19 protein-coding genes are annotated in these 21,754 nt (G+C 62.1%); 9 read left to right on the top strand and 10 right to left on the bottom strand.

Annotated features, from left to right (window positions below; all coding sequences use genetic code 11):
• Window positions 1-9 precede the first annotated feature (9 nt).
• The 5 genes from lhgO to metQ form a co-directional block, all read right to left on the bottom strand.
• Window positions 10-1,200 (bottom strand): L-2-hydroxyglutarate oxidase, encoded by a 1,191-nt coding sequence (gene lhgO / locus ACUXAC_RS09635; protein ID WP_100396271.1) that lies wholly within the window; start codon window positions 1,198-1,200, stop codon window positions 10-12.
• On the bottom strand, window positions 1,200-1,919 hold the full coding sequence (locus ACUXAC_RS09630; protein ID WP_049202524.1) for a FadR/GntR family transcriptional regulator: 720 nt from the start codon (window positions 1,917-1,919) through the stop codon (window positions 1,200-1,202). Before ACUXAC_RS09630 ends, lhgO begins: the two co-directional genes overlap by 1 nt.
• Window positions 1,916-3,871 carry a TRAP transporter permease gene (locus tag ACUXAC_RS09625; protein ID WP_197658982.1) on the bottom strand — a complete coding sequence of 652 codons (1,956 nt, stop codon included), beginning with the start codon at window positions 3,869-3,871 and terminating at the stop codon, window positions 1,916-1,918. Before ACUXAC_RS09625 ends, ACUXAC_RS09630 begins: the two co-directional genes overlap by 4 nt.
• Window positions 3,872-3,884: 13 nt before the next feature.
• Window positions 3,885-4,919, bottom strand: coding sequence for a TAXI family TRAP transporter solute-binding subunit (locus tag ACUXAC_RS09620; protein ID WP_141958918.1), 1,035 nt, complete (start codon window positions 4,917-4,919; stop codon window positions 3,885-3,887).
• A gap of 186 nt (window positions 4,920-5,105) precedes the next feature.
• A complete protein-coding gene (gene metQ, locus ACUXAC_RS09615) occupies window positions 5,106-5,921 on the bottom strand; it encodes a methionine ABC transporter substrate-binding lipoprotein MetQ (protein WP_454266617.1) in 816 nt (271 codons plus the stop codon).
• Between the two features lie 236 nt (window positions 5,922-6,157).
• Here metQ and ACUXAC_RS09610 point away from each other — a divergent pair, with 236 nt between their 5' ends.
• Complete coding sequence (locus tag ACUXAC_RS09610) at window positions 6,158-6,676, top strand: hypothetical protein (protein ID WP_049202527.1); 519 nt, start codon at window positions 6,158-6,160, stop codon at window positions 6,674-6,676.
• 147 nt (window positions 6,677-6,823) lie between these two features.
• Window positions 6,824-7,249 carry a universal stress protein gene (locus ACUXAC_RS09605; RefSeq protein ID WP_015377548.1) on the top strand — a complete coding sequence of 142 codons (426 nt, stop codon included), beginning with the start codon at window positions 6,824-6,826 and terminating at the stop codon, window positions 7,247-7,249.
• Between the two features lie 43 nt (window positions 7,250-7,292).
• On the opposite strand, the gene ygjK is transcribed toward ACUXAC_RS09605, so the two are convergent.
• Together ygjK and ygjJ are read right to left on the bottom strand one after the other, a co-directional pair.
• The gene (gene ygjK, locus ACUXAC_RS09600) at window positions 7,293-9,668 is read right to left on the bottom strand and encodes an alpha-glucosidase (RefSeq protein WP_080432932.1); all 2,376 of its coding nucleotides are present in this window, start codon (window positions 9,666-9,668) and stop codon (window positions 7,293-7,295) included.
• Between the two features lie 17 nt (window positions 9,669-9,685).
• Window positions 9,686-10,756, bottom strand: a complete 1,071-nt coding sequence (gene ygjJ, locus ACUXAC_RS09595; RefSeq protein WP_454266616.1) for a protein YgjJ — start codon at window positions 10,754-10,756, stop codon at window positions 9,686-9,688.
• A gap of 336 nt (window positions 10,757-11,092) precedes the next feature.
• On the opposite strand from ygjJ, the gene ebgR reads away from it, so the two are divergent.
• From ebgR to ACUXAC_RS09560, 7 genes are all read left to right on the top strand, one after another.
• Window positions 11,093-12,073, top strand: a complete 981-nt coding sequence (gene ebgR, locus ACUXAC_RS09590) for a transcriptional regulator EbgR (protein ID WP_049274237.1) — start codon at window positions 11,093-11,095, stop codon at window positions 12,071-12,073.
• A gap of 170 nt (window positions 12,074-12,243) precedes the next feature.
• Entirely contained in the window at window positions 12,244-15,333 is a 3,090-nt protein-coding gene (gene ebgA, locus ACUXAC_RS09585; RefSeq protein WP_447259990.1) for a beta-galactosidase subunit alpha, read from the top strand.
• On the top strand, window positions 15,330-15,782 hold the full coding sequence (locus ACUXAC_RS09580; protein ID WP_055312129.1) for a beta-galactosidase subunit beta: 453 nt from the start codon (window positions 15,330-15,332) through the stop codon (window positions 15,780-15,782). Before ebgA ends, ACUXAC_RS09580 begins: the two co-directional genes overlap by 4 nt.
• A gap of 58 nt (window positions 15,783-15,840) precedes the next feature.
• Window positions 15,841-17,343, top strand: coding sequence for an amino acid permease (locus ACUXAC_RS09575; protein ID WP_049202532.1), 1,503 nt, complete (start codon window positions 15,841-15,843; stop codon window positions 17,341-17,343).
• Window positions 17,344-17,444: 101 nt separating this feature from the next.
• Window positions 17,445-17,759, top strand: a complete 315-nt coding sequence (locus tag ACUXAC_RS09570; protein ID WP_084826381.1) for an ArsR/SmtB family transcription factor — start codon at window positions 17,445-17,447, stop codon at window positions 17,757-17,759.
• Window positions 17,756-18,085, top strand: a complete 330-nt coding sequence (locus ACUXAC_RS09565) for an SRPBCC family protein (protein WP_454266615.1) — start codon at window positions 17,756-17,758, stop codon at window positions 18,083-18,085. The genes ACUXAC_RS09570 and ACUXAC_RS09565 overlap by 4 nt, the downstream gene beginning before the upstream one ends.
• A 45-nt stretch (window positions 18,086-18,130) precedes the next feature.
• Window positions 18,131-18,724: an ATP-dependent Clp protease proteolytic subunit gene (locus ACUXAC_RS09560; RefSeq protein ID WP_060440184.1), complete on the top strand. Its 594-nt coding sequence runs from the start codon at window positions 18,131-18,133 to the stop codon at window positions 18,722-18,724.
• 6 nt (window positions 18,725-18,730) lie between these two features.
• Here ACUXAC_RS09560 and ACUXAC_RS09555 read toward each other — a convergent pair whose 3' ends face one another.
• From ACUXAC_RS09555 to ACUXAC_RS09545, 3 genes are read right to left on the bottom strand one after another with little or no spacing between them, the layout of a single operon-like run.
• Complete coding sequence (locus ACUXAC_RS09555; protein WP_060419394.1) at window positions 18,731-19,597, bottom strand: hypothetical protein; 867 nt, start codon at window positions 19,595-19,597, stop codon at window positions 18,731-18,733.
• A 44-nt stretch (window positions 19,598-19,641) separates the two neighbouring features.
• Window positions 19,642-20,394, bottom strand: coding sequence for a fimbrial biogenesis chaperone (locus ACUXAC_RS09550; protein WP_227818413.1), 753 nt, complete (start codon window positions 20,392-20,394; stop codon window positions 19,642-19,644).
• Window positions 20,394-21,734 carry a fimbrial protein gene (locus ACUXAC_RS09545; protein WP_197848431.1) on the bottom strand — a complete coding sequence of 447 codons (1,341 nt, stop codon included), beginning with the start codon at window positions 21,732-21,734 and terminating at the stop codon, window positions 20,394-20,396. The genes ACUXAC_RS09550 and ACUXAC_RS09545 overlap by 1 nt, the downstream gene beginning before the upstream one ends.
• Window positions 21,735-21,754: the final 20 nt, after the last annotated feature.

The following is a 21,754-nucleotide window of genomic DNA, read 5'->3' as shown; positions in this document are numbered from 1 at the left end:
CAGCGGGCGTCAGAAAGCGGACAGGTGGCGGCGCACGATCTCGCGGCCGATCTCCAGCGAGGCAGTCGCCGCCGGAGAAGGGGCATTGCACACGTGCAGCGAGCGTTTCCCCTGCACGAAATGGAAGTCGTCCACCAGCTTGCCGTCGGCGGTCAGCGCCTGAGCGCGCACGCCGGCCGGGCCGGGCCGAATATCCTGCTCCTGCAGCGCCGGGATCAGCCGACGGGCGTTCTCGGCAAAGCGGCGGCGCGACAGCGAACGGCGCATTTCCGCCAGCCCTTCGCCGAGGTAGTTGCCGGCGATTTTCCAAAAGCCGCGATAGCCGAGCACCTCGCTCAGATCGCGCAGGCTGAAGTCGCATTTGCGGTAGCCTTCGCGTTTGAAGGCCAGCACCGCATTGGGGCCGACGTCGCGTTTGCCGTTATACATGCGGGTAAAGTGCACGCCGAGGAAAGGGAAATCCGGGTTGGGTACCGGGTAGATCAGATGGTTGACCAAGTGGTTTTTCGCGTCGTCCAACACATAGTATTCACCGCGGAACGGCACGATCTTCATGCCGGTTTCGTAACCGGCCAATTTGGCGATGCGATCGCTGAACAGCCCCGCGCAGTTGATCAGCAGCCGTCCCTCGAAGGTGTCGCCGGCGGCGGTGACGGTGACGCCGCCGGCGTGCTCGCGGATGGCCTCAACCTGATGGCCGTAGGCGATCTCGCCGCCGCGCCGCACAATGATCTCCGCCAGTTTGGCGGCCACCTCCGCGTAGTTGACGATGCCGGCGTCGGGCACCAGCAGCGCTTCAAGGCCATTGACGTGCGGTTCGCGCTCCCGCAGCTGCGCCTGTGACAGCCGGGTGACCTGCAGGCCGTTTTGCAGGCCGCGCTGATAGATGTTCTCCAGCCGATCCAGTTCGTTTAGCTGGGTGGCGACAATCACCTTGCCGCATTGATCGTGATACAGGTCATGTTCGCGGCAAAAGGCGAACATGCTGCGGTTGCCCTGTTTTGCCAACTGCGCTTTCAGGCTGCCGGGCGTGTAGTAAATGCCGGAATGCACCACGTTGCTGTTGTGGCCGCTTTGGTGCGCCGCCGGGCCGCGCTCTTTTTCCAGGATCAGAATGCGCCGCTGCGGATCCGCTTCCTGCAGCGCATTCACCACGCCGAGCCCCACCAGGCCGGCACCGATAACGATCGCGTCGTACATCACGGCTCTTGCTCCTCGTTTTCCAGGCGGCGTAATTTGCCGCGTACGTTGTTCAGATGGCTTTGCATGGCGGCGGTGGCCGCCGCCGCATCGCCGTCGCGAATGGCGATAAACACCCGCTCATGTTCGTCGATCACCCGCTGGCGCTCGGCCTGCCGCCCTAGGTTTTTGCTGAGCGAGTACACCAGCACCCCCAGATACAGCTCGTGCATGTTATCGAGGATCTGCACGAAAAAGGGGTTATGCGAAGCCTGCATGATGGCGCGGTGGAACAGGTAGTCCTGCCGATAGCCGATCTGGCCGTCGTTCAGCGTACAGTGACGAAAGGCGAGGTGCGCCTGTTCGATCGCCTGCAATTCCTGTTCGGTACGGCGCTCGGCGGCCATGCGCGCCGCCTGCTGCTCCATGACCTCGCGCATTTCCAGCAGCGCTTCCACCTCGCGGCGGTCGGCTACCTCCATCACCAGCGGTTCGTATTTGCTCAGCAGCGAATGCTGTTCCACCCGGTGGCCGCCGCCCTGGCGTGAGGAGATGATGCCGCTGACCTCCAGCACGCCGAGCGCCTCGCGCACCGGCACCCGGCTGACGCCGAACGCGTCCGCCAACACGTTTTCCGACGGCAGCTTCTCGCCGACCGGAAAGGTGCCGTCGTTGATACCGGCTTTCAGCTGCGCCAGCACCTGATGAGAGGCTTTCTGGCGCGTGACCTTGCGGATCATGACGCGCCTCCCGGCAGCGCGGCGCGCTGTTTATAGCGTAGCAGGTGCATGGCGGCGGCGGCGGCGATCAGGGCCGCACCGCCCAGATCGGTCATCAGGCCCGGTTTGATCAGTAAAATCGCCGCCGCGGTAAACAGCACCCGCTCCAGCCAGTGGGTCTTCATCAGCCAGAAATTGGCGCTGGCGATCGACAGGGCGTAGATCCCCACCAGCGCGCTGATCACCATATGCAGCACCGACAGCGGGTTGAGATCGTCACCCTGCATCAACAGCATCGGGTTGTAGACCAGAATGAACGGGATGATAAAGCCCGGCAGCGCCAGGCGCACCGCGTCCCACGAAGTTTGCATCGGATCGGCGCGGGCGATGCTGGCGGCGGTGTAGCTGGCCAGCGCCACCGGCGGCGTGATGTTGGACAACGCGCCGAACCAGAACACGAAGAAATGCGCCGCCAGCGGCAGCACGCCGGCTTTGATCAGGATCGGCGACACGGTCACCGCTACCACGATGTAGAGCGCGGTCGAGGGTAGCCCCATGCTGAGCACGATGCACACCAGCATCACCACCAGCAGGATCATCCACAGGGTGTTGTCGGTCATGGCGACGATGTTGAACGCCAGCGTGGAGCCGATGCCGGTCATGGTCACCACGCAGATGATCACGCCGATGGCGGCGCAGGCGATGGTGACCTGGATCGAGCCGCGCGCCGCGTCATTCAAGGCCAACGCGATTTTTTTCGGCGTCATGCGCACCGAACTGTCGGGGGTGAGCCAGCTGGCGACGATGATGGCAATGATGCCGAGGAAGCCGGCATAGATCGGCGTTTTGCCCAGCAGCAGCGTGCCGATAACGATGACGAGCGGCAGCAGCAGCAGCCCGCGCGCCTTCAGCACCGCGCGCACCTGAGGGATGTTCTCCTTGTTGATGCCTTTCAGGCCCTGTTTCTTGGCTTCCAGATCGATAGCCATGATCAGCGCGGCGTAATAGAGCAGCGCCGGCACGATGGCGGCGATGACGATGGTGGTGTACGAGATGCCGAGGAAACCGGCCATGATAAACGCCGCTGCGCCCATGATGGGGGGCATGATCATGCCGCCGGTAGAGGCGGTGGCTTCCACGGCGCCGGCGAAGCGGGACGACAGCCCGATGCTTTTCATCAGCGGAATGGTGAAGGTGCCGGTGGTGGCGACATTGGCCACCGCGCTGCCGCTCAACGAGCCGGTCAGTGCCGACGAGATCACCGCCACCTGGGCCGGGCCGCCGCGGCGGCGTCCGGCGGCGGCCAGCGCCAGATCGTTGAACAGCGCGGTCGCGCCGCTGACGCTGAGAAAGGCGCCGAACAGAATAAACACCACGATGGCCGTGGAGGCGGTGGACAGGGTGATGCCGAAAATCCCCTCGCCGGTCATGAACAGCCGATACAGCAGGCGTTCTACCGAGAAGCCCCCGTGGCCGAAGATGCCCATGAAGTACTGCCCGAACAGCGCATAGAGAATGGCGAAGCTCGCCAGGCCGGGGATGAAATAGCCGGTGGTGCGCCGCGCGGCTTCGAACAGCACGCCGATACCGATCGCCGCCATCACATAATCGGTGGTGTTGGGGATGCTCTTGCGCACCACGTGCAGATCGACGTAGTTAACATAGAAATAGCCGTAGCTGACCAGCGTCAGAATGATGAACAGATAGTCCCAGCGGTTGAAGCTGCGGGTGGCGTACCGAGCCGAGAAGGGGAACAGGATAAAGCCCAGGATCAGAATGCCGCTCAGGAAAGTGGTGTTGCGGTAGAACTCCTGCGTGTTGGACAGCGCGTTGGCGTAGATGGCATAGGCGGAGATGGCGATCGCCAGGACGGTTGCCAGCTGCAAATAAACGCCGCTCAGCGGCCGGTTGCCGGCGCCGGCTTCCTTGTCCAGATCGACGGCGGGCTGCGGTGAAGAAGAGTGAGTGCTCATACGTCCTCCTGGATTAAGGGTTGGCGGCCAGCGCGGCGGCTTCCGGCGGGATCAGATAATCGGGTATCTCGACGCCGGCTTCGCGGTAGTAGCGATAGGCGCCGAGGTGCAGCGGCACCGAAACGCCTTTCAGCGCATTTTCCAGCGAGATGTATTTGGCCGAGCTGTGTACCTGGTGCACTTCCGGCAGGTTCTCGAACATCGTTTTGGTCAGGTCGTACACCAACTTTTCATCGAGCCGGCTGAGGGCCACCAGAATATTGGGCTGTGCGATGGTGGCGACCGCCTTGGGCTGGCGCGGGTAGGTCTCCGCCTTGATGTCGAAACGGAACCAGGAGTTGGCGATGGCGTTGATGCTGGCCAGCTGTTCGTCGGTGACTTCCAGGATGCGTGCCGGCACGCCGCTGGCATACATATCGGTGACGGCGGCGGCCGGCACCCCGGCGGGCAGGGCGCCGCCGTCCAGGCGCCCGTCGCGCATCGCGGAAACCGTGTCGCCGTAGCCGAGGTATTCCGCCGACAGCGACTTTTTGGTCAGGTTGACGCCCTGCAGGATGATCATCGTCGACTGTTCGGTGCCGCTGGCCTGCGGCCCGACGGAAAAGCGCGTGCCGGCGATATCGTTCAGCGTGCCGTCTTTCACCCGGCTTTCCAGCATCACGAAGTGTTCGACGTTGGGCCACAGCATGGAGATGGAGCGCAGATCGCCGTAGGCGCGGCCGTCGAAGTTACGCACGCCCTGATAGGCTTCGACGGCGATCAGGCTTTGCAAAATCGCCAACTGAGCCTCGTCTTTTTGCAGCAGGTCGATATTCTCGATCGAGCCGGCGGAGGATTGGCCGGTGACCTGTATCCCCTGGTGCTTCAGCCGGTTGCTCCAGACGTTGGCCAGCCCGACGCCCATCGGATAGTAGGTACCACCGGTGGAAGCGGTGGCGACGGAGAGGAAGGTTTTATCGGCGTTTTCCGCTTTGCCGGCGATGGCCAGCAACGCGGCGCCGACCACGGCGCAGGTAATAAGTAACGTTTTGATTTTTCTATTTTTCATTATTTTCCCCAGCGGTTTTTTGAAACAAATAGAAAACATTTACGCAAACTTGTATACAACATGGCAGCTTTATTCACCTAAAGCGCAGTGCTTGATTTGTGATCTGAGCGGGCGAAAATTGAACGATGCAGCGGGGGGCGGAAATGAAAAACCCGTGGCCGGGCGCCACGGGCATGCGGGGGAGGGTTACCAGCCTTTGACGGCGTCGCCCTTGTAGATGTCGGCGGCGCTGGCCGCCACTTCGTCGGTCTGATAGGCCTTGACCAGATCTTTCACTTTCTCGCTGTCTTTGTTGTCGATGCGGCTGGCGAAGATGTTGACGTACGGCGAGTTTTTGTCTTCGACAAACAGCCCGTCCTTGGCCGGCGACAGGCCGATCTGGCTGGAATAGTTGGTGTTGATGATCGCCAGCGTCACCTGTTGGTCGTCCAATGCGCGTGGCAGCTGCGGCGCTTCAATCTCGACGATCTTCAGCTTTTTCGAGTTGCCGACGATGTCCAGCGCGGTCGGCAGCAGGCCGACGCCCTCTTTCAGGGTGATCAGCCCCTGTTTTTGCAACAGCAGCAGCGAGCGGCCCAGGTTGGTCGGATCGTTCGGCACCGCCACCTGCGCGCCGTCCGGCAGTTGGCTGAGTGCGGTTATCTTCTTCGAATAGCCGGCGATCGGGTAGACGAAGGTGTTGCCCACTGCCGCCAGCTTGTAGCCGCGCTCCTGCATCTGCTTGTCCAGATACGGCTTGTGCTGGAAGGCGTTGACGTCCAGATCGCCGTTGTTCAGCGCTTCGTTCGGCAGCACGTAGTCGTTGAAGGTCACCACCTCCACGTCCAGATCGTATTTCTGCTTGGCGACCTTTTGTACCACCGCCCACAGCGACTGATCGATACCGGCGCTGATGCCGACCTTGATGTGGTGATCGTCCTGTGCCGTCGGGCCGCAGGCGGTCAGCAGCAGCGTGCCGGCGGCGGCCAGCGCCAGGGTGAGGTTTTTCAGCGTAAATGTCATTTTCCCAGGGTCCTTGTCAACATTGCCTGCTAATTTGGGCGGGCAGAATAGTGGCAGTGACTGTAGGTAATCGCTGGGCTAAAACAAAATACTGATTCACTATGACTCATAGCGATTAGCTATGAGCGGCCGCCTCCCGGTGCGGTGCGGATTGTTTTGACGGCGAATCGGCGGGCTTATTATGATAGCCGTTGGCCCGCGAGGGCAGACTGGGTACTGAAACGAAGGAAAAGACAATGCGATTGAACACTTGGAGCAAGGCGCTGCTGCCGCTGGTGGTGTTGGCCTGCGTCTCGGCGACTCAGGTTCGGGCGGCGGAGAGCGATACCGGGCCGATCCCCAAACAGCTGCTGGGCAACTGGCGCGTCAGTAAAATTGTGCCGACCCAGACCACCGGCTGCTGGGATCAACAGCAGGCGCAGAGCCTGATCGGCGGCAAAATCAGCTACAAAGCGGATGCGTTCAGCTGGAACGGCACGGCGCTGAAAAGCGAAGGGGCCACCGTTAGCACCGTAGAAGCGCAGGAGTTTGTCGAGGACAATTCCGGCAGCAGCTCCTACATCGATTTCCCGATGCTGGGCATCAGCACGCCGTCGGTCGAACGCGTGGCCATTCAGCACGCGGATACCGCCATCAAAGGCATCACCGATCAGGGCACCGATGGGGTGCCCGGCGATAACGTGCTGGTGAAAGACGCCAACACGCTGATCCTGTCGCTGTGCAACGTCTGGTTTGAGGCGCAGCGCGAGAAGTAATTTTTGCCTTCAGCCCCGGCAACGGGGCTTTCCCTCCGCGTTGCCGCCCGTCATACGCGCCATTTCTGAACTAAAATTAACCATAACGATATGACCCCGGCGTGATATCGGAGCCTCGGCTCTACCGAGTCCATGACAGGAGGCGCTATGTGTTACCACCATATTGTCATCGCCACCGATCTGAGCGATGACGGCAAACGGCTGGTCGAAAAGGGGGCGCTGCTGGCGGAGGCGCTGCAGGCCAAACTCTCGCTGATCTATGTGGACGTTCACTACGACACCTACCACGCGGCGATCGGCTTTTCGGAGCGCAGCTATGACGGCGTGCCGTTCGAAGAGAAGATCCGCAAAGAGCTGGAGCCCACCACGCAAAACGTCAATTACCCGATCGCGGAGGTGATTATCGGGCGCGGCGGCTTCGTCGATGAACTGCGTACGGCAGTCGTGGATAAGAACATCGATCTGCTGGTGTTCGGCCATCACCACGATCTGTGGAGCAACCTGTTTTCTTCCACCCGCAATGCCATCAACCAGCTGAATATCGACGTGCTGGTGATCCCGATCCGCTCATAAACGCGGGTCACCGCCGGGCAACGATGGCGGTGGCCGCTGCGGCTTATTGCGTGAAGAAGTCGTTATACAGCATGTACAGGTGCGCCGCGCTCCAGGAGAAGTTCGGCGCGCCTTGCTGCTTGCCGGTGAGCGGGTTGTAGTTCTCGCGGATCGGCCCGTCGGCGACCAGGCCGTCGGCGTGGCGGAAGAAGGCCTGCGCCATCGCCACCGCATCGTCGCGATAGCCGTAGCGCTCCATGCCCTTGAGGCCGAAATACAGCTGATCGACCCACACGCGGCCGCGCCAGTAGATGTCCGCGCCGAACGCCGGATTGGTCAGCGCCGCGGTGCCGAGCGGCACGTAGGTATTGAACTCGCGCGGATCCTTCATCACCCTGACCACCGCATCGGCGTGCGGTTGGCTGGCGGCGCCGTTGAACAGCGGCGACCAGCCTTCCGGCCCTTTGCCGCGTTCGACGATCGGTTTGCCGGCGCAGCCGTTGGCCAACGGCTGGCTTTCGATGCGGATGTCATAGAAGAAACCGCTCTGCTTGTCGAACATGCAGGTGTTGATGTAGGCCGCCAGCCGGTCGGCTTTGGCGCGGAAGGCAGCGGCCTCGGCACCGCGGCCCAGAATATCGGCCATCTCCGCCAGATAGCGGTTGTCGCTGTACATATAGCTGGCCTGATCCACCGACTCCTGCAGCAGCGAGTAGCCGAGCAGCGTACCGTCCGGCGCGCGGTTTTCGGCGAATTTTACCTGCCAGTCTTCGCGTTTGCCGCCCTGCGCCACGTAGCGCGCCAATTGATCCGGATCGATAAAGCCGAATACCGCCGCGTCGTCGCGGCCCGATTCCCAGGAGGCGGCGGTCTGCGCCGGGATCTCGATGCTGTCGTACTGCCCCTCGCGCACGATGCGATCGTAATTGTCGAGGCCGGCCAGCGTTTGCTCGCGCTGCCCGCGTTTGACGGTGAACAACATGCGCCCGTCGGGGGTATTGTGCGCTTTGTCGCGGGTGGCGCCGTACTCCGGCACGCCGTTGCCGTTGTGATCGCGGTTGCGCAGCCACCAGTCATGGTAGGCCACCAGCTTCGGGTACATCTCCGCCAGCCAGTCCTTATCGCCGGTGACGCGATACACCTCCATCACCGCCCAGGCCGCCAGGCTCGGCTTGGTGTTGCGCTCGTTCCAGTTGCTGCCGTCGCCGCCGCGCTCCGGGCTGGGGTTGTAGGCGATAAGGTCGGGCAGAAAACCGGCGTCCCACGGGCGCAGGGTGTCGCCCGGCCGGATCTGGAAGGCGAATACTGCGCGAATGTTGTCCTTGGCCACGTCCGGGTTGAAGTGCGCCATGGCGTAGGCCTGTTTCCAGGTGTCCCACGGCCAGGTTTGGTTGCCGGAGAACCAGCGCCCGGTCACCGACGGGGTGACCGAGTCGAACTTCATCGCCCCGGCTGCGCCGCGCCAGTTGCCGTTCAGCGTTTCCATCGCTTTGACCGCCACGCGGGTTTGTTCCGGCGTGGCGTGCGGGTTGCTGAGCCCAGTGGCGAGATAGCGTTCCCAGCGCTGGGCCGACGCGGCCATATAGCGCTGCGGGTGAGCGAGGATATCGGCGATAGCGCGCTGTTCGCGCTGTGCCTCTTCGGCGGTGAGCAGGTGCGAGTAGGTGGTGTACAGGGTGGTGGAACCGGCGATGCGCGCCGTGGCGCGGAAGCGGTGGCCGTCGACCGTGGTGCGCTGCGGCAGCGATTTGTGGATCTGATACTCGGACTGGCCCGAGGTCATCAGCTGCGACGGCGCGCGCACCTTGCCGAAGGTGACGCGCAGGCCGTCAGCCGTCGGCACAATGCGGCGCGTGTAGTCCGGAAACGCCTGCTCGAGGGTCGCCGGCGGCTGCGGTTTTTGCTCTTTGGCCGCGTAGCGCTCCAGCAATTCACCGTCCCACACCAGCTCCAGCGGCGTGTCGGTCAGGATTTGGGTTTCCAGCAGCGAGGTGCGCGCGGCGGCGAAGCGCAGCGTCAGGTTGACGGTCACGCCCGGCGCGCTGAGCCGCTGCACCAGGGCGCCGGGCAGGCTGTAGGCCGTCATGGTGAAATGCACCGGTTTACCGTCTCGATAGACGCTGAGCCGATCGAAATTGTTGGCCATAAAGTTGATGTACTCTTCGGTCAGCAGCGCCGGGCCGGGGAAACCGCCCATGCCTTCCGGCCCGCTCGGCAACAGGTGGCCGTGCCAGGCGCCGAGATCGAAGAACGGATTGAAGCGCTGGTGATCGTCGAAATCGTAATCGAGCATAAAGTGCGGCGCGCCGCGGCGGTCGATGACGTTTTTATAGCGCTCGGCCAACTGGGCGTCGGCGTCGGGCATTTTCGGCACACAGCCCGTCAGCGCCCATGCGAGGATGAGGGCAGTGGCCAGCGGGGTCAGGGGAGTCATGTTCATCGTAGGAGCCTCAACGGTTACCAATAGAAATATTGCATCAGAAACACCGAGTTGCTGGCACCGGTGCTGTCGTTGCGCATGAAGAATTTGCTGTCCAGCGCGGTGGCCAGTTTGCCGCCGGCGTATTCGTACCAGACGCCAAACTGGGCGTATGAGGTGGCGGTGTCCGCCGCGCGATCAAACCGGTGGCGGGCGTAGCTGTAGGCGGTGGAGAGATACAGCCCTTTGGCGGTTTCCGTCATCGCGCTGAGCATCAGGCCCGATTCGCTGCCGGGATGGCCGCCGCTGTCGCCTTTGCCGGTGTGGTGCCAGACGCGGCCGGCCAGGTGTTTGCCGCGCAGCCCCAGCAGAAACAGCTGCCCCAGCCCGTCGGTCACTTCCAGGCCGGTCAGCAGCGTCAGATTCTCCTGCAGGTCGTACTGGGTGTAGCCATTGGCCATCGCCCGGTAGGTATACTTGTCGGAATAGCGGTCGTATTTACCGAAGTGCAGCAGTGCCTTGCTCTCGTCGATGCGGCTTTCCGGGGCCGCCGTCACGCTGTAGCGAAAGCGCCCGGTCAGGTTTTGCAGCTTGGCGGCGTAGCTGAGATCGCGGGTGTTGGGGAGCACGTAGCCGTACTCCGGCGTGAAGTCGCCCCACCACTGCAAATCGTCGAGCGACGAATCGTTGCGCACGCTGAGCATCATCTCGGTGCCGTCGTCGGTGCGGTAACCGCCGTAAAAGCGGTTCAATCCACCCTCGAAGCCGCCCCAGCTGTGGTCCGGCGTCCAGGCGTGGCCCTGGCTGTCCGCCTGCACGGTCCAGCCTTCGCCGTAAATCAGGCCGAACCAGTGTCCCCGTTTGATCTCCAGGCCACCTTCGATATAGGTGCCGTCGCTGTATTGATGCTGATGTTCGCCGTTCAAATAGACGTTGCCGCCGATGCCGAGCTCGCCGTAAAAACGCAGGGCGGTCGCGGTGCTATCGGGAAGCGGCGGTGGCGGGAGCTGATTGCGCTCCGCCGGGGTCACCGGTTCCTGCGCCGCCCAGGCGGGCGCATTAACGAGCAGCAACAAGGGCAACAGGGCGTGATGGCTTAGTGATTTCATGGGGCATAGCCTGGTGTTGGATGGATCGGAACGTCAGCCGAGCGGCGGCTCACGCGAGGTCGCTCCCGGATCCCTGGGAGAAGAGAAAAAGTCCGCCCTCATGGGGCAGTAAACGGCAGGTATATTAGTAAAATATTTAGTAAAAAATACGCTTAAATCAGTAAATCGTTAACTTGATCACAGCGGGCGAAATGGGTATCTTTCGCTGCAGGCGCCCGGCAACGGCTGGCATGAGCGTGCGCTGGCCCGGTCTGGGAAGGAGAGGAGGCGGGCGGCGCTGTACGCCGTGGCGCTATCCGATTAAGCTACCGTTTTTCGTCTGTGCATTGGGACTCTATGGCCACACTGAAGGAAATTGCTGAAGCCGCTAATGTGTCCGTCGCCACCGTTTCACGCGTGTTGAATGACGACCCCACCCTGAGCGTGAAGGCGCAAACCCGCCAGAAGATCCTGGAAGCGGCGGAGCGCCTCGAATACAAGGTTGCACCTTCCAAACGGCAAAGCGGGCAACGCCTGCATTTCGCCGCGCTGTTCACCTATACGCAGGGCGTGGAGATCAACGATCCCTATTACCTGGCGATGCGCTACGGCATCGAAACGCAGTGCGAAAAGCTGGGCGTGGCGCTGAGCGCCGGATATGACTTCAACGGCGACAAGGCGCTGCCGGCCGCCGACGGCCTGCTGGTGATCGGCCGGCCACAGCCCGCGCTGTATGAGCAGCTCAGGCAGCAGGAAATGCCGGTCGTATTCATCGACGGCGTGGTGGAGGATGAGCGGTTCGACTGCGTCAATGTCGACCTGTACAAGATCAGCCGCAAGGTGATCGACTACTTCATCGGCCGCGGCTATCAGCGCATCGGCTTTATCGGCGGGCGCGACGATCCGGCAGGCATCGACCAGCGCGAGCAGGCGTTCGTCGAGTATGGCCGGCAGCAAAACGTGGTGCGAGCGCAGGACATTTACCACGGTGATTTCAGCAGCCAGTCGGGCTACCAGTGCGCCAAAGCGATGTTGCAGAGCAAGAATGGCTATCCGCCGGCGCTGCTGGTGGCGACCGATTCGATCGCGATCGGCGTGCTGCGCGCGCTGCACGAACACGGCATTCAGGTGCCGGGGCAGATCGCGCTGATCAGCGTCAACGACATTCCCACCGCCCGCTTTATTTTCCCCGCCTTGTCCACGGTGCGCATCCCTTCGGAGACCATGGGCGCACAGGCCGTCAACCTGCTGGCGGAGCGGCTGCGCGATGAGCGCGCCGTCCCGCTGTCGATCTTCGTTCCCAGCTCGCTGCAGCTGCGCGATACCACCGTCGCCTGACCGGCCCCCGCCTCGGCGGGGCGTTGCGTTGGCGCCCAAAATTAACGTCATGATAAAAAAAGGCATTTGAGATTTATTGTGATCCTGTCGTCATTTGGTAAATATCAACTGTAGTTTTTACTAAATATTTACTATCGTTTCCGCATTGCACAGGTGTCGGGAGACGTGACGTGAATAATTGGGAAAACATTGAAAAACAGTCGGAGCACCGGTTGGCGCCGCGCGCGAGCTTCTTCAGCTACGCGGACGCCGGGCAGGCGCTGAGCTTCGATCGCAACGCCAGCCGGCGCTTCCAGCTGCTGAGCGGCCGCTGGCGTTTTCGCTTCTTCGAGCACCCGGCGCAGGTGCCGGCGGCGTTTTATCGGGAGCCGATGAACGACTGGAGCGATATGGCGGTGCCGGGCATGTGGCAGCTGGAAGGGCACGGCCACCTGCAGTACACCGACGAGGGCTTCCCGTTCCCGATCGACGTGCCTTACGTGCCGACCAACAACCCCACCGGCGCCTATCAACGCCCCTTTACGCTCGATGCCGGCTGGCAAGATCAGCAGGTGCTGATCAAATTCGACGGCGTGGAAACCTACTTCGAGGTGTACGTTAACGGCGACTATGTCGGCTTCAGCAAGGGCAGCCGGCTGTGCGCCGAGTTCGACATCAGCCCCTATGTGCGGCAGGGCGAGAACCTGCTGTCGGTGCGGGTGATGCAGTGGGCCGATTCCACCTACATCGAAGATCAGGACATGTGGTGGATGGCCGGCATCTTCCGCGACGTCTATCTGATCGGCCAGAGCGCCACTCACCTTCACGACCTGACGCTGGTCACCACCTTCGATGAGCGCTATTGCGACGCGCAGTTGGCGATCGACGCCGAGCTGCGCCATCTCGGTGTGCAGGCCGCCGAGGGCTGCCGCCTGCAGGCGCAGCTGTTCGACGGCGATCGCTGCGTGGCGGAGCAGTGGCGCGACGATCTGCGCATCGAGCAGGCGCTGAGCTGCCGTTTCGAACTGCCGGTCAGCCGCCCGCAGCAGTGGAATGCGGAAAATCCCTACCTGTATCAGCTGTTGCTCAGCCTGTATGACGGCACCGGCAACCTGCTGGGCGTGGTGCCGCAGCGGGTGGGTTTCCGCGAGATCGCGGTGCGCGACGGGCTGATGTACGTCAACGGGCGCTACCTCAAGCTGCACGGCGTCAACCGCCACGATCACGATCACCGCAAAGGACGCGCCGTCGATATGGCGCGGGTGGAGCGTGACATCGTGCTGATGAAGCAGCACAACATCAACTCGGTGCGCACCGCCCATTACCCCAACGATCCGCGCTTTTACGAGCTGTGCGATCTCTATGGCCTGTTCGTGATGGCGGAGACCGATTTGGAAAGCCACGGCTTCGCCAACGTCGGCGATCTGAGCCGCATCACCGACGATCCTCGCTGGGAACAGGCCTACGTCGAGCGCATCGAGCGCCACGTGGCGGCGCAGAAAAACCACCCGTCGATCATCATCTGGTCGCTGGGCAACGAGTCCGGCTACGGCTGCAACATTCGCGCCATGGCCCGGCGCTGCAAAGCGCTCGATCCGACCCGTCTGATCCACTATGAAGAAGATCGCGACGCCGAAGTGACCGACGTGATCAGCACCATGTATTCCCGCGTGGCGATGATGAACGCCTTCGGCGAATACCCGCACCCCAAACCGCGCATCCTGTGCGAGTACGCCCACGCGATGGGCAATGGCCCCGGCGGGCTGTTCGAATACCAGTCGGTGTTCAACCGTCACGCCAGTTTGCAGGGGCACTACATCTGGGAGTGGTGCGATCACGGGCTGCTGAGCCACGACGCGCAGGGGCGCGAGCGCTACCAGTACGGCGGCGATTACGGCGACTACCCGAACAACTACAACTTCTGCATGGACGGCCTGATCTATCCGGACCAGCGCCCCGGCCCCGGCCTGCGTGAATACCAGCAGGTGCTGTGCCCGGTGGAGGTGACGGCGGAAGAGGGGGCGGGTGACGTGCTGCGGGTGAAAAACCGCTATTGGTTCAGCTCGCTGGCGGATATCACGCTGAAGGTCAGCGTCAAGACCGACGGCCGCCAGGTGGCAAGTTACGAATTCAAGCTGCCGCATCTACAGCCGGGCGAGAGCGAAGACATGCATCTGCCGGTGTTGGCGCTGGGGCAGGGGGAAACGCTGATCGACGTGGCGGTGCATAAGGACAGCGCCACCCGCTACAGCGAGAGCGGCCAGCGGCTGGGGCATTATCAGCATCTGCGCCAGGCGGCGACGCGGCGACCGGCTCCACCGTTGGCCGATGCGCCGGCGCTGCAATGCCGCGAGGAGAATCATCAGCTGCTCGTCAGCGGCGGCCGGTTCCAGCTGGCGTTCTCGCTGCTGAGCGGCGAACTGCTGTCGTGGCGGGTAGACGATGAAGAAATGGTGGGGCGCGCGCCGCGCATCACCTTCTTCAAACCGGTGATCGATAACCATAAACAGGAATATGAGGGGATTTGGCTGCCGCAACATTTCCCCATCATGCAGCAGCACTTCCGCCGCCTCAGCCGGCAATGGCAGGGCGAAGATCTGCTGCTCGAGGTGCACAGCCTGATTGCGCCGCCGGTGTTCGACTTCGGCATGCGCTGCACCTACCGCTGGCGCATCTCCCCGCAGGGCTACGTCAGCCTGGATCTGTCCGGTGAGCCTTATGGCGATTTCCGGCAGATTATCCCGAAAATCGGTCTCGATTTCGGCATCAGTCGCCGCTTCGTGCAGGTGGAATACTACGGCCGCGGGCCGGGCGAGAACTACCGCGACAGCTGCCGGGCCAACCTCATCGGCCACTACCGGCAGCGCGCCGACGCGCTGTTCGAACACTATCCGTTCCCGCAGGACAACGGCAACCGGCAGGACGTGCGCTGGCTGAGCCTGCAGGACGCGGCGGGCAAGGGGATCTTCATCCAACCGCGGCGGCCGATCAACTTCAGCCTGTGGCCTTACAGCGCCGAGATGCTGCACCAGGCCCAACACATCAACGAGCTGGAACCGAGCGACTGCCTGACGCTGAACCTGGACGACCAGATCCTCGGCCTCGGCTCCAACTCCTGGGGCTCCGAAGTGCTGGATACCCACCGGGTCTATCTGGCGCCGTTCAGCTACGGCTTCACACTGGTGCCGTTCGACGGGCGGCAAACGCAGGGTGCCGCGCTCGCCGGTTATGACTTCGCGCCCGCTCATCATCACCCGCAGTCTGCGGAGGAAAACGTATGATCATTCTCGAATCCCTGGCGGAGTTCCAGCGCATTTATCACAGCGGCAAGAAGTGGCTGCGCTGCATGGAAGCGATCGCCAATGTCGAGCGCATCAGCCCAAACGTGTGCCATTCGATCGGCGACTCGCTGACGTATCGGCTGAGCGTCGGCGCCGGCCGCCAGCACGGCTGGCTGGAGGGCAACCGCCGTTACTTCGACGTGCACTATTACCTCGACGGGGAAGAGACCGTCGAGGTTGCCGACAAACGGGCGCTGACGACGGTGGCGCCCTATCAGGACGAAACCGACCGCGAGTTTTTCAGCGGCGAAGGCGAGAGGCGCCGGGTCGGCAAAGGCAACGTGGTGATCTTCGAAAACCACCAGGCTCACCGCTTCGCAGAAAGCGGCAAGGTAAAAAAAGTCATTTTAAAAGTGACGGTGGAAGACAGCTATTTCGTCAATAAATAGCGCGCTCGCCGCTCGATAACAACAAACCGAAGTCCCCTACACCATTCGGAGAATCTCTATGGCTGCGTCGAACAGAAACACCATCGGCAAGTTTGGCCTGCTGTCGATGACGTTTGCGGCAGTGTTCAGTTTCAACAACGTGATTAACAACAATATTCAGCTCGGCATCGCCTCGTCGCCGGTATTCCTGGTGGCGACGATCATTTACTTCATTCCCTTTTGCCTGATCATCGCCGAATTCGTCTCGCTCAACCGCAACTCCGAGGCCGGCGTTTATGCCTGGGTGAAAAGCGCGCTCGGCGGGCGTTGGGCGTTTATCACCGCCTACACCTATTGGTTCGTAAACCTGTTCTTTTTCACCGCGCTGCTGCCGCGCGTCATCGCCTACGCTTCTTACGCGTTCCTGGGCTATGACTATGTGTTTACCCCGCTGACCACGGCGATCATCAGCATCTTCCTGTTCGCCTTCTCGACCTACATCTCCAACAGCGGCGCAAAACTGCTGGGGCCGATGACCTCGGTGACCTCGTCGCTGATGTTGCTGCTGACGTTTTCCTACATTGTTCTGGCGGGCGCAGCGGTGCTGGGCGGCATCGAGCCGGCCGACCCGATCAACGTGCAGGCGATGACCCCGAACTTCAACTGGGCGTTCCTCGGCATTACCGCCTGGATCTTCCAGGCGGCGGGCGGGGCGGAGTCCGTGGCAGTGTACGTGAACGATGTGAAAGGCGGCAGCCGCGCCTTCGTGAAGGTGATCATCGTTTCCGGGCTGTTCATCGGCGTGCTGTATTCGGTGTCTTCGCTGCTGATTAACGTATTCGTGCACCGCACCGATCTGCACTTTACCGGCGGCACGGTTCAGGTGTTCGAAGGCCTGTCGGCGCACTTCGGCCTGCCGACGGTGCTGATGAACCGCTTTGTCGGCATTGTTTCCTTCACCGCCATGTTCGGTTCGCTGTTGATGTGGACGGCGGCGCCGGTGAAGATTTTCTTCACCGAAATCCCGAAGGGCATTTTCGGCGAGAAAACCATTCGCCTGAACCGGCACGGCGTGCCGACGCGCGCGGCCTGGATCCAGTTCTTCATCGTCATCCCGCTGATGCTGATCCCGACGTTGGGTTCCAGCAGCGTGCAGGATTTGATGAACACGCTGATCAACATGACCGCCGCCGCCTCGATGTTGCCGCCGCTGTTCATCATGCTGGCCTACCTGAATCTGCGGCTGAAGTACGACCGGGTGGCGCGCGATTTCAAAATGGGCTCGCGCCTGCAGGGCATCGCCATCGTCAGCGTGCTGATCGCCATCTTCACCGTCGGTTTCTTCGCTTCGACGTTCCCGACCGGCGCCAGCATCATGACCATCGTGTTCTATAACGTCGGCGGGTTGGTGGTGTTCCTGGGATACGCCTGGTGGAAGTACAACCGCTACTCGAAGACCCTGAACGCCGAGGCGCGCTACCACGAAGACATGCCGCTGGCGCGCCTCGCGCTGGAAGCGCAGGAAGGGGCACCGGCCGGGCAACCCGCGCTGACCACGCCCGCTTGCAATAAGCCGCTGTAATCTCTCCTCTATCGGCTCCGCGCTCCGGCGCGGAGTCTCGCTTGTGTAAAAAATCCACGTCTGCGTTTGCATAATACATAAGTGAATACTAATGTGTTTATATGAACGAAAATGACATCTTCAAAGCGTTGGCCGATCCGACCCGCCGCACTATCTTCGACAAACTCGCCGCCGGCAGCATGAACGCCAGCGCGCTGCGCGAAGGGCTGCCCATCAGCCAGTCGGCAATGTCGCAACACCTGGCGGTGCTGCGCAATGCCGGGCTGGTGCGCGAGGCGAAGCAGGGGCGCTGCGTCAATTATCAGGTCGACCCGGACGGGCTGGCGCAGATCGCCCAGTGGCTGACGAAGTATCGCGCCTGGTGGCCGGCGCGCATCGACGCGCTGCAAACCTTACTGAAGGACATGGATCAATGAACAAACGGGCTGAGCCGCCGCCGCGCGATCGGCTGGTGTTGGAGTATTCGCTCGATGCGCCGCCGGAAAAAGTGTGGCGGGCGCTCAGCATTCCCGAGCTGCGCGAGCAGTGGCTGCCGACGGGCGACCTGGCGCAGGCCAAACCGCTGGCCACCACGCCGGGCGAGGCGGTGAGCTATCGCCTGCGCGACGACCAACCGCCGTTCCTCGAAAGCGTAGTGACGCTGCAGATTGTGCCGGATGCCGGCGGTGGCAGCCTGCTGCGGATTATTCACCAGCTCGACGCCGCCAACGACGGCCCGACGACGGTGATGCGCGCCGCCTGACGCGTTAAACACACTTCCCTTTGTTGCCAACCCAGGAGTTCACCGATGCGTGAGAAGATGATGCTCGTCCCGATGGTGGTGGAACAGACCAGCCGGGGAGAACGCTCCTTTGATATTTATTCGCGCCTGCTGCGCGATCGGATCGTGTTCCTCAACGGTGAAGTCAACGACGACGTGGCTGAAATGCTGTGCGCCCAGCTGCTGTTTCTGGAGGCGGAAAACCCGGAAAAACCGATCCATCTGTACATCAACTCGCCGGGTGGGGCGATCACCAGCGGGTTGGCGATTTACGACACCATGCAGTACCTGCGCGCGCCGGTGCATACCCTGTGCATGGGCACCGCGCGTTCGATGGGTTCGTTCCTGCTGATGGCCGGCGAGCCGGGGCACCGCATGGCGCTGCCCAACGCCAGCCTGCACGTGCACCAGCCGCTGGGCGGCTTTCAGGGGCAGGCCTCCGACATCTTGATCCACGCCGAAGAGATGAAGCGCACCAAAGACCGGGTGATCCGGCTGTACGCCCAACATTGCGGCCTGAGTGATGAAGCGGTAGAGCAGGCGTTGGATCGCGATCGCTTCATGACCGCCGACGAAGCGGCGGCCTGGGGGCTGATCGATAAGGTGCTGCGGGAGCGGTAAAACGGCTCAGCGAGGCTCGGCGGCCTGCGGCGTGTGCCAAACCCGTTCAAGCCCGAATTCGACCATCGCGAAATAGAGGCTGAAATAGCGCTCTGCCATGATAAAGAACGAGCTGTTGAGTTCGATCACTACGTTATTGGTGGTGGTCAGCAGGCCCGATTTTTCCGCCGCCTGCAGGATGCGGTTTACGTGCGCGCGTGAGACGGAGCACGACTTGGCGATTTTCGCCGAGGAGAGCAGCAGAAAGGGGGAGTCCTGCCGGATGCTTTCGATATGCAGCATCAGTAGCACCATGTGGCCGGCGTCCTTGCTGATAAACAGTCCGGATTGCGGCACCAGATCGATCAGGTAGATCTCCTTGAGCATCAGCTGCCCGTAGGCGGCGAAAAAGGTGGGCAGAAAGTCGGGCGCCGCCAGCAGCGCCGCGATGGGCATCTGTGGCGCCAGCGCCTGATAGGGCCGCGCCATGGAGGCGATCAGCGCCTGGGTTTCCGCCAGCGCGTGCGGCGTAGGCTTATAGCGCAACTGGCGTTTGTCATGTTCGCAGGGTTTGACCTCCAGCCGGCGGCCGACCCGCAAAAAGAACAGAAAGGAGTCCAGGGAGTTCTCGCTGATCATGTTCTTTCCTTTAAAAAAGGCTTTGATGTCTTTCAGCCCGGCGGCGGGCTGGTGGTAGTAAATGGACAGGATGGTGGAACAAATGATGAACCGGCTGTTCCTGAAGATGATTTTGTAAAACAGCGGATGCTTCTTGTAGGTCTCTTTCAACAACTCCCCGTGTTTGACGATGGCGGCGTGAAATCCCGGTGACTGCCTGATGTTGTTGGCCTGTTTCTCCAGGTGAAACTGTAGCTGGAATCTGCTTAGACTCATTTTTCCCTATTTCCTGTACTTAAAAAATGTGCTGCTTTTTATCGTTATGGGTTTGCTGTGTATGACTTGACGATCTGTTGGCCCTGGTCGTTGATGAGGGTGGCCTGAACGGTGATCTGTGAAGGGAGTGTCGGCGCCGCAACGCCGTCGAGGTGATAATCCCGCATGCTGAACGGCGCGGTCATCATGTCGCTTTCTTGCCGCACCGGGTAATCACGTTTTCCTATGTGTACGCTTATGCGGGCGAAGGAGAGATAAAACGCCGACCGGTTGTGGCAGCGCAGCAGATAGCCGCCCGGCGATTTTTGCAGCGAGAACGAGACGGCCTCGGCCGCGTTTTCGGCGTTTCCCTTTAGCGCTTTGGGGCGGTAGAAGATTTTCATCTGCGTGTTCATCGCCAGCGTCACGCGCGACGCCAGCGGCGGCGTGGTCGGCTGGCTGGGCGGGATCTCATACAGGTTAAGCCAGAACACCGACTCCCTGTCGGTGGGCAGGGCCGCGCCGGCAAACAGGATCCGCAGCCCTTTCAGCGCCGAAGGCGGCAGGGCGAATACGCTGGGCAGGGTGACAAACGGCGCGCGCGACAGTTCGGGGGCGGCATTGACGTCGCCGTTATCGACCCAGGTTTGCGCCACGATCGGATAGCCGTTGGTGTTGAGCAACATCAGGGTTTTTTCCGTGTCACCCTCGCGGAAAATCACCCGGGTGGCGGAGGCGATGATGCCTGCCTGCGCGCCCATGGCCGCCAGCGCCAGCAGCAGGGCGCATCCCATTGTCAGATATTTCTTTCTCATCATTATTGCACCTTAACCCAGACGTAGGCCCTGGCGTCCACTTTGCCGGCGGTGACGGTTTGCCCGGGCAGCCGGGCGAGCGTGGCGGTGAGCTGGGTGGTGTAGTGGGTAAACCCCGCCGCAGTGCTGCCGCCGCCGCTGGCGCCGTTGAGCACCGGGTACCAGCCGGCGTCGTTGCCCTGCGGGCATTGCCCGGCGCTGCAGCGCGCCCAGCCGACGAAGTTCATCGGCGCGCCGTTGCCGGCGTTGGCGAGTGCGATGCCCACGCCGGTGGCGACGCTGCTGTCGGTGCCGTAGCCGCTGGAGAGCAGGTAGCTCACGCCGCCGTTGGCGCTGACCAGCCCGAGCTGCTGCGCCGCGACATAGCTTTCATACGGTACCTGCAGGCCGAGGGCGGTATTGTTACTGCTGACGCCGGACACGGCGGCGTTGTCGCATTCGATATTGATGGTGAACTGCGCCTGAGAGGTTTGTCCGGCGGTCAGCTGGCTGACGGAAATGGTCGGCAGGATCACCAGCGGCGTGACGTTGCGCGCCACGCAGGTGGCGGTATAGGTCAAGGAGGAGATGGGTGCGGTGCCCATGCCCATCGCGTTCCAGCGCCCGGTGCCCCAGGTGGCGTAGTTGGTGGCGGAGTCGCTGCCGATAGGATCCGAGGCGATGCCGGGCCCCTGAAAGGTGACATAGCCGTTCGGCTGCGTGCAGGTATAGTTCGAATTGCCGGTGGTCGAGGCCATGCCCACCAGCGGGTTGCCGGCGCTGTAGCCGCAGTAGTTGCTGGCGCCCGCGCCCGGCAGCGAGCTGATGCGGATCAAATCGGCACGGATGGCGCTGAAGTCTTTCACCCGGATCTGAATTTTGCTGCCGACGGTGGCGTAGCGGGTAATCGGCGCCGACTGCCAGTAGCGGGTAAAAACCTTGCCGGAATCCAGATGGGTCAGGCGGATGCCGACGTAGGGGAAGTAGGTGGCGTAGTAGTTGGGGTTACCGTCCTGGGCGCCCAGATCGTAATAGCCGCCGACGCGATCGTCGCCGTTGGTGGCGAAGACTTCATAGATCTGCCCCGCGTCGCCGGCGTCGCATTCATACAACACCTTGTTGGGATCGGGATAGCGCGTGCCGGAGGTGAAGTCGAACACGCTGGTGCCGAGCGGCGTGCCGACGGGCTGCAGGTAAGTGCTGGTCAAATTGACCCGGCCCAGCGCCGTGCCCACCCCGCAGGGATCGCAACCGGAATCGATCGCGGGAGAAACCCGGGTGCATTGCGCCAGCGCGGCGGGCGCGCCGAACAGCGACAGGGCGAGCAGCGCCAGGGCGGCGAACGGGTAAAGAATGCGTTTCATCGTCTCTCCTGAAAATAAGT

This window comes from Serratia sp. 121840015-1 (assembly GCF_053627655.1).
The sequence above is the reverse complement of the archived record's forward strand: the minus strand, read 5'-3'. Positions and strand labels throughout refer to the sequence as shown.

Coding starts and splice junctions, on each gene's coding strand:
- lhgO (WP_100396271.1), bottom strand. CDS start 1,200: ATGTACGACGCGATCGTTATCGGTGCCGGCCTGGTGGGGCTCGGCGTG.
- ACUXAC_RS09630 (WP_049202524.1), bottom strand. CDS start 1,919: ATGATCCGCAAGGTCACGCGCCAGAAAGCCTCTCATCAGGTGCTGGCG.
- ACUXAC_RS09625 (WP_197658982.1), bottom strand. CDS start 3,871: ATGAGCACTCACTCTTCTTCACCGCAGCCCGCCGTCGATCTGGACAAG.
- ACUXAC_RS09620 (WP_141958918.1), bottom strand. CDS start 4,919: ATGAAAAATAGAAAAATCAAAACGTTACTTATTACCTGCGCCGTGGTC.
- metQ (WP_454266617.1), bottom strand. CDS start 5,921: ATGACATTTACGCTGAAAAACCTCACCCTGGCGCTGGCCGCCGCCGGC.
- ACUXAC_RS09610 (WP_049202527.1), top strand. CDS start 6,158: ATGCGATTGAACACTTGGAGCAAGGCGCTGCTGCCGCTGGTGGTGTTG.
- ACUXAC_RS09605 (WP_015377548.1), top strand. CDS start 6,824: ATGTGTTACCACCATATTGTCATCGCCACCGATCTGAGCGATGACGGC.
- ygjK (WP_080432932.1), bottom strand. CDS start 9,668: ATGAACATGACTCCCCTGACCCCGCTGGCCACTGCCCTCATCCTCGCA.
- ygjJ (WP_454266616.1), bottom strand. CDS start 10,756: ATGAAATCACTAAGCCATCACGCCCTGTTGCCCTTGTTGCTGCTCGTT.
- ebgR (WP_049274237.1), top strand. CDS start 11,093: ATGGCCACACTGAAGGAAATTGCTGAAGCCGCTAATGTGTCCGTCGCC.
- ACUXAC_RS09580 (WP_055312129.1), top strand. CDS start 15,330: ATGATCATTCTCGAATCCCTGGCGGAGTTCCAGCGCATTTATCACAGC.
- ACUXAC_RS09575 (WP_049202532.1), top strand. CDS start 15,841: ATGGCTGCGTCGAACAGAAACACCATCGGCAAGTTTGGCCTGCTGTCG.
- ACUXAC_RS09570 (WP_084826381.1), top strand. CDS start 17,445: ATGAACGAAAATGACATCTTCAAAGCGTTGGCCGATCCGACCCGCCGC.
- ACUXAC_RS09565 (WP_454266615.1), top strand. CDS start 17,756: ATGAACAAACGGGCTGAGCCGCCGCCGCGCGATCGGCTGGTGTTGGAG.
- ACUXAC_RS09560 (WP_060440184.1), top strand. CDS start 18,131: ATGCGTGAGAAGATGATGCTCGTCCCGATGGTGGTGGAACAGACCAGC.
- ACUXAC_RS09555 (WP_060419394.1), bottom strand. CDS start 19,597: ATGAGTCTAAGCAGATTCCAGCTACAGTTTCACCTGGAGAAACAGGCC.
- ACUXAC_RS09550 (WP_227818413.1), bottom strand. CDS start 20,394: ATGATGAGAAAGAAATATCTGACAATGGGATGCGCCCTGCTGCTGGCG.
- ACUXAC_RS09545 (WP_197848431.1), bottom strand. CDS start 21,734: ATGAAACGCATTCTTTACCCGTTCGCCGCCCTGGCGCTGCTCGCCCTG.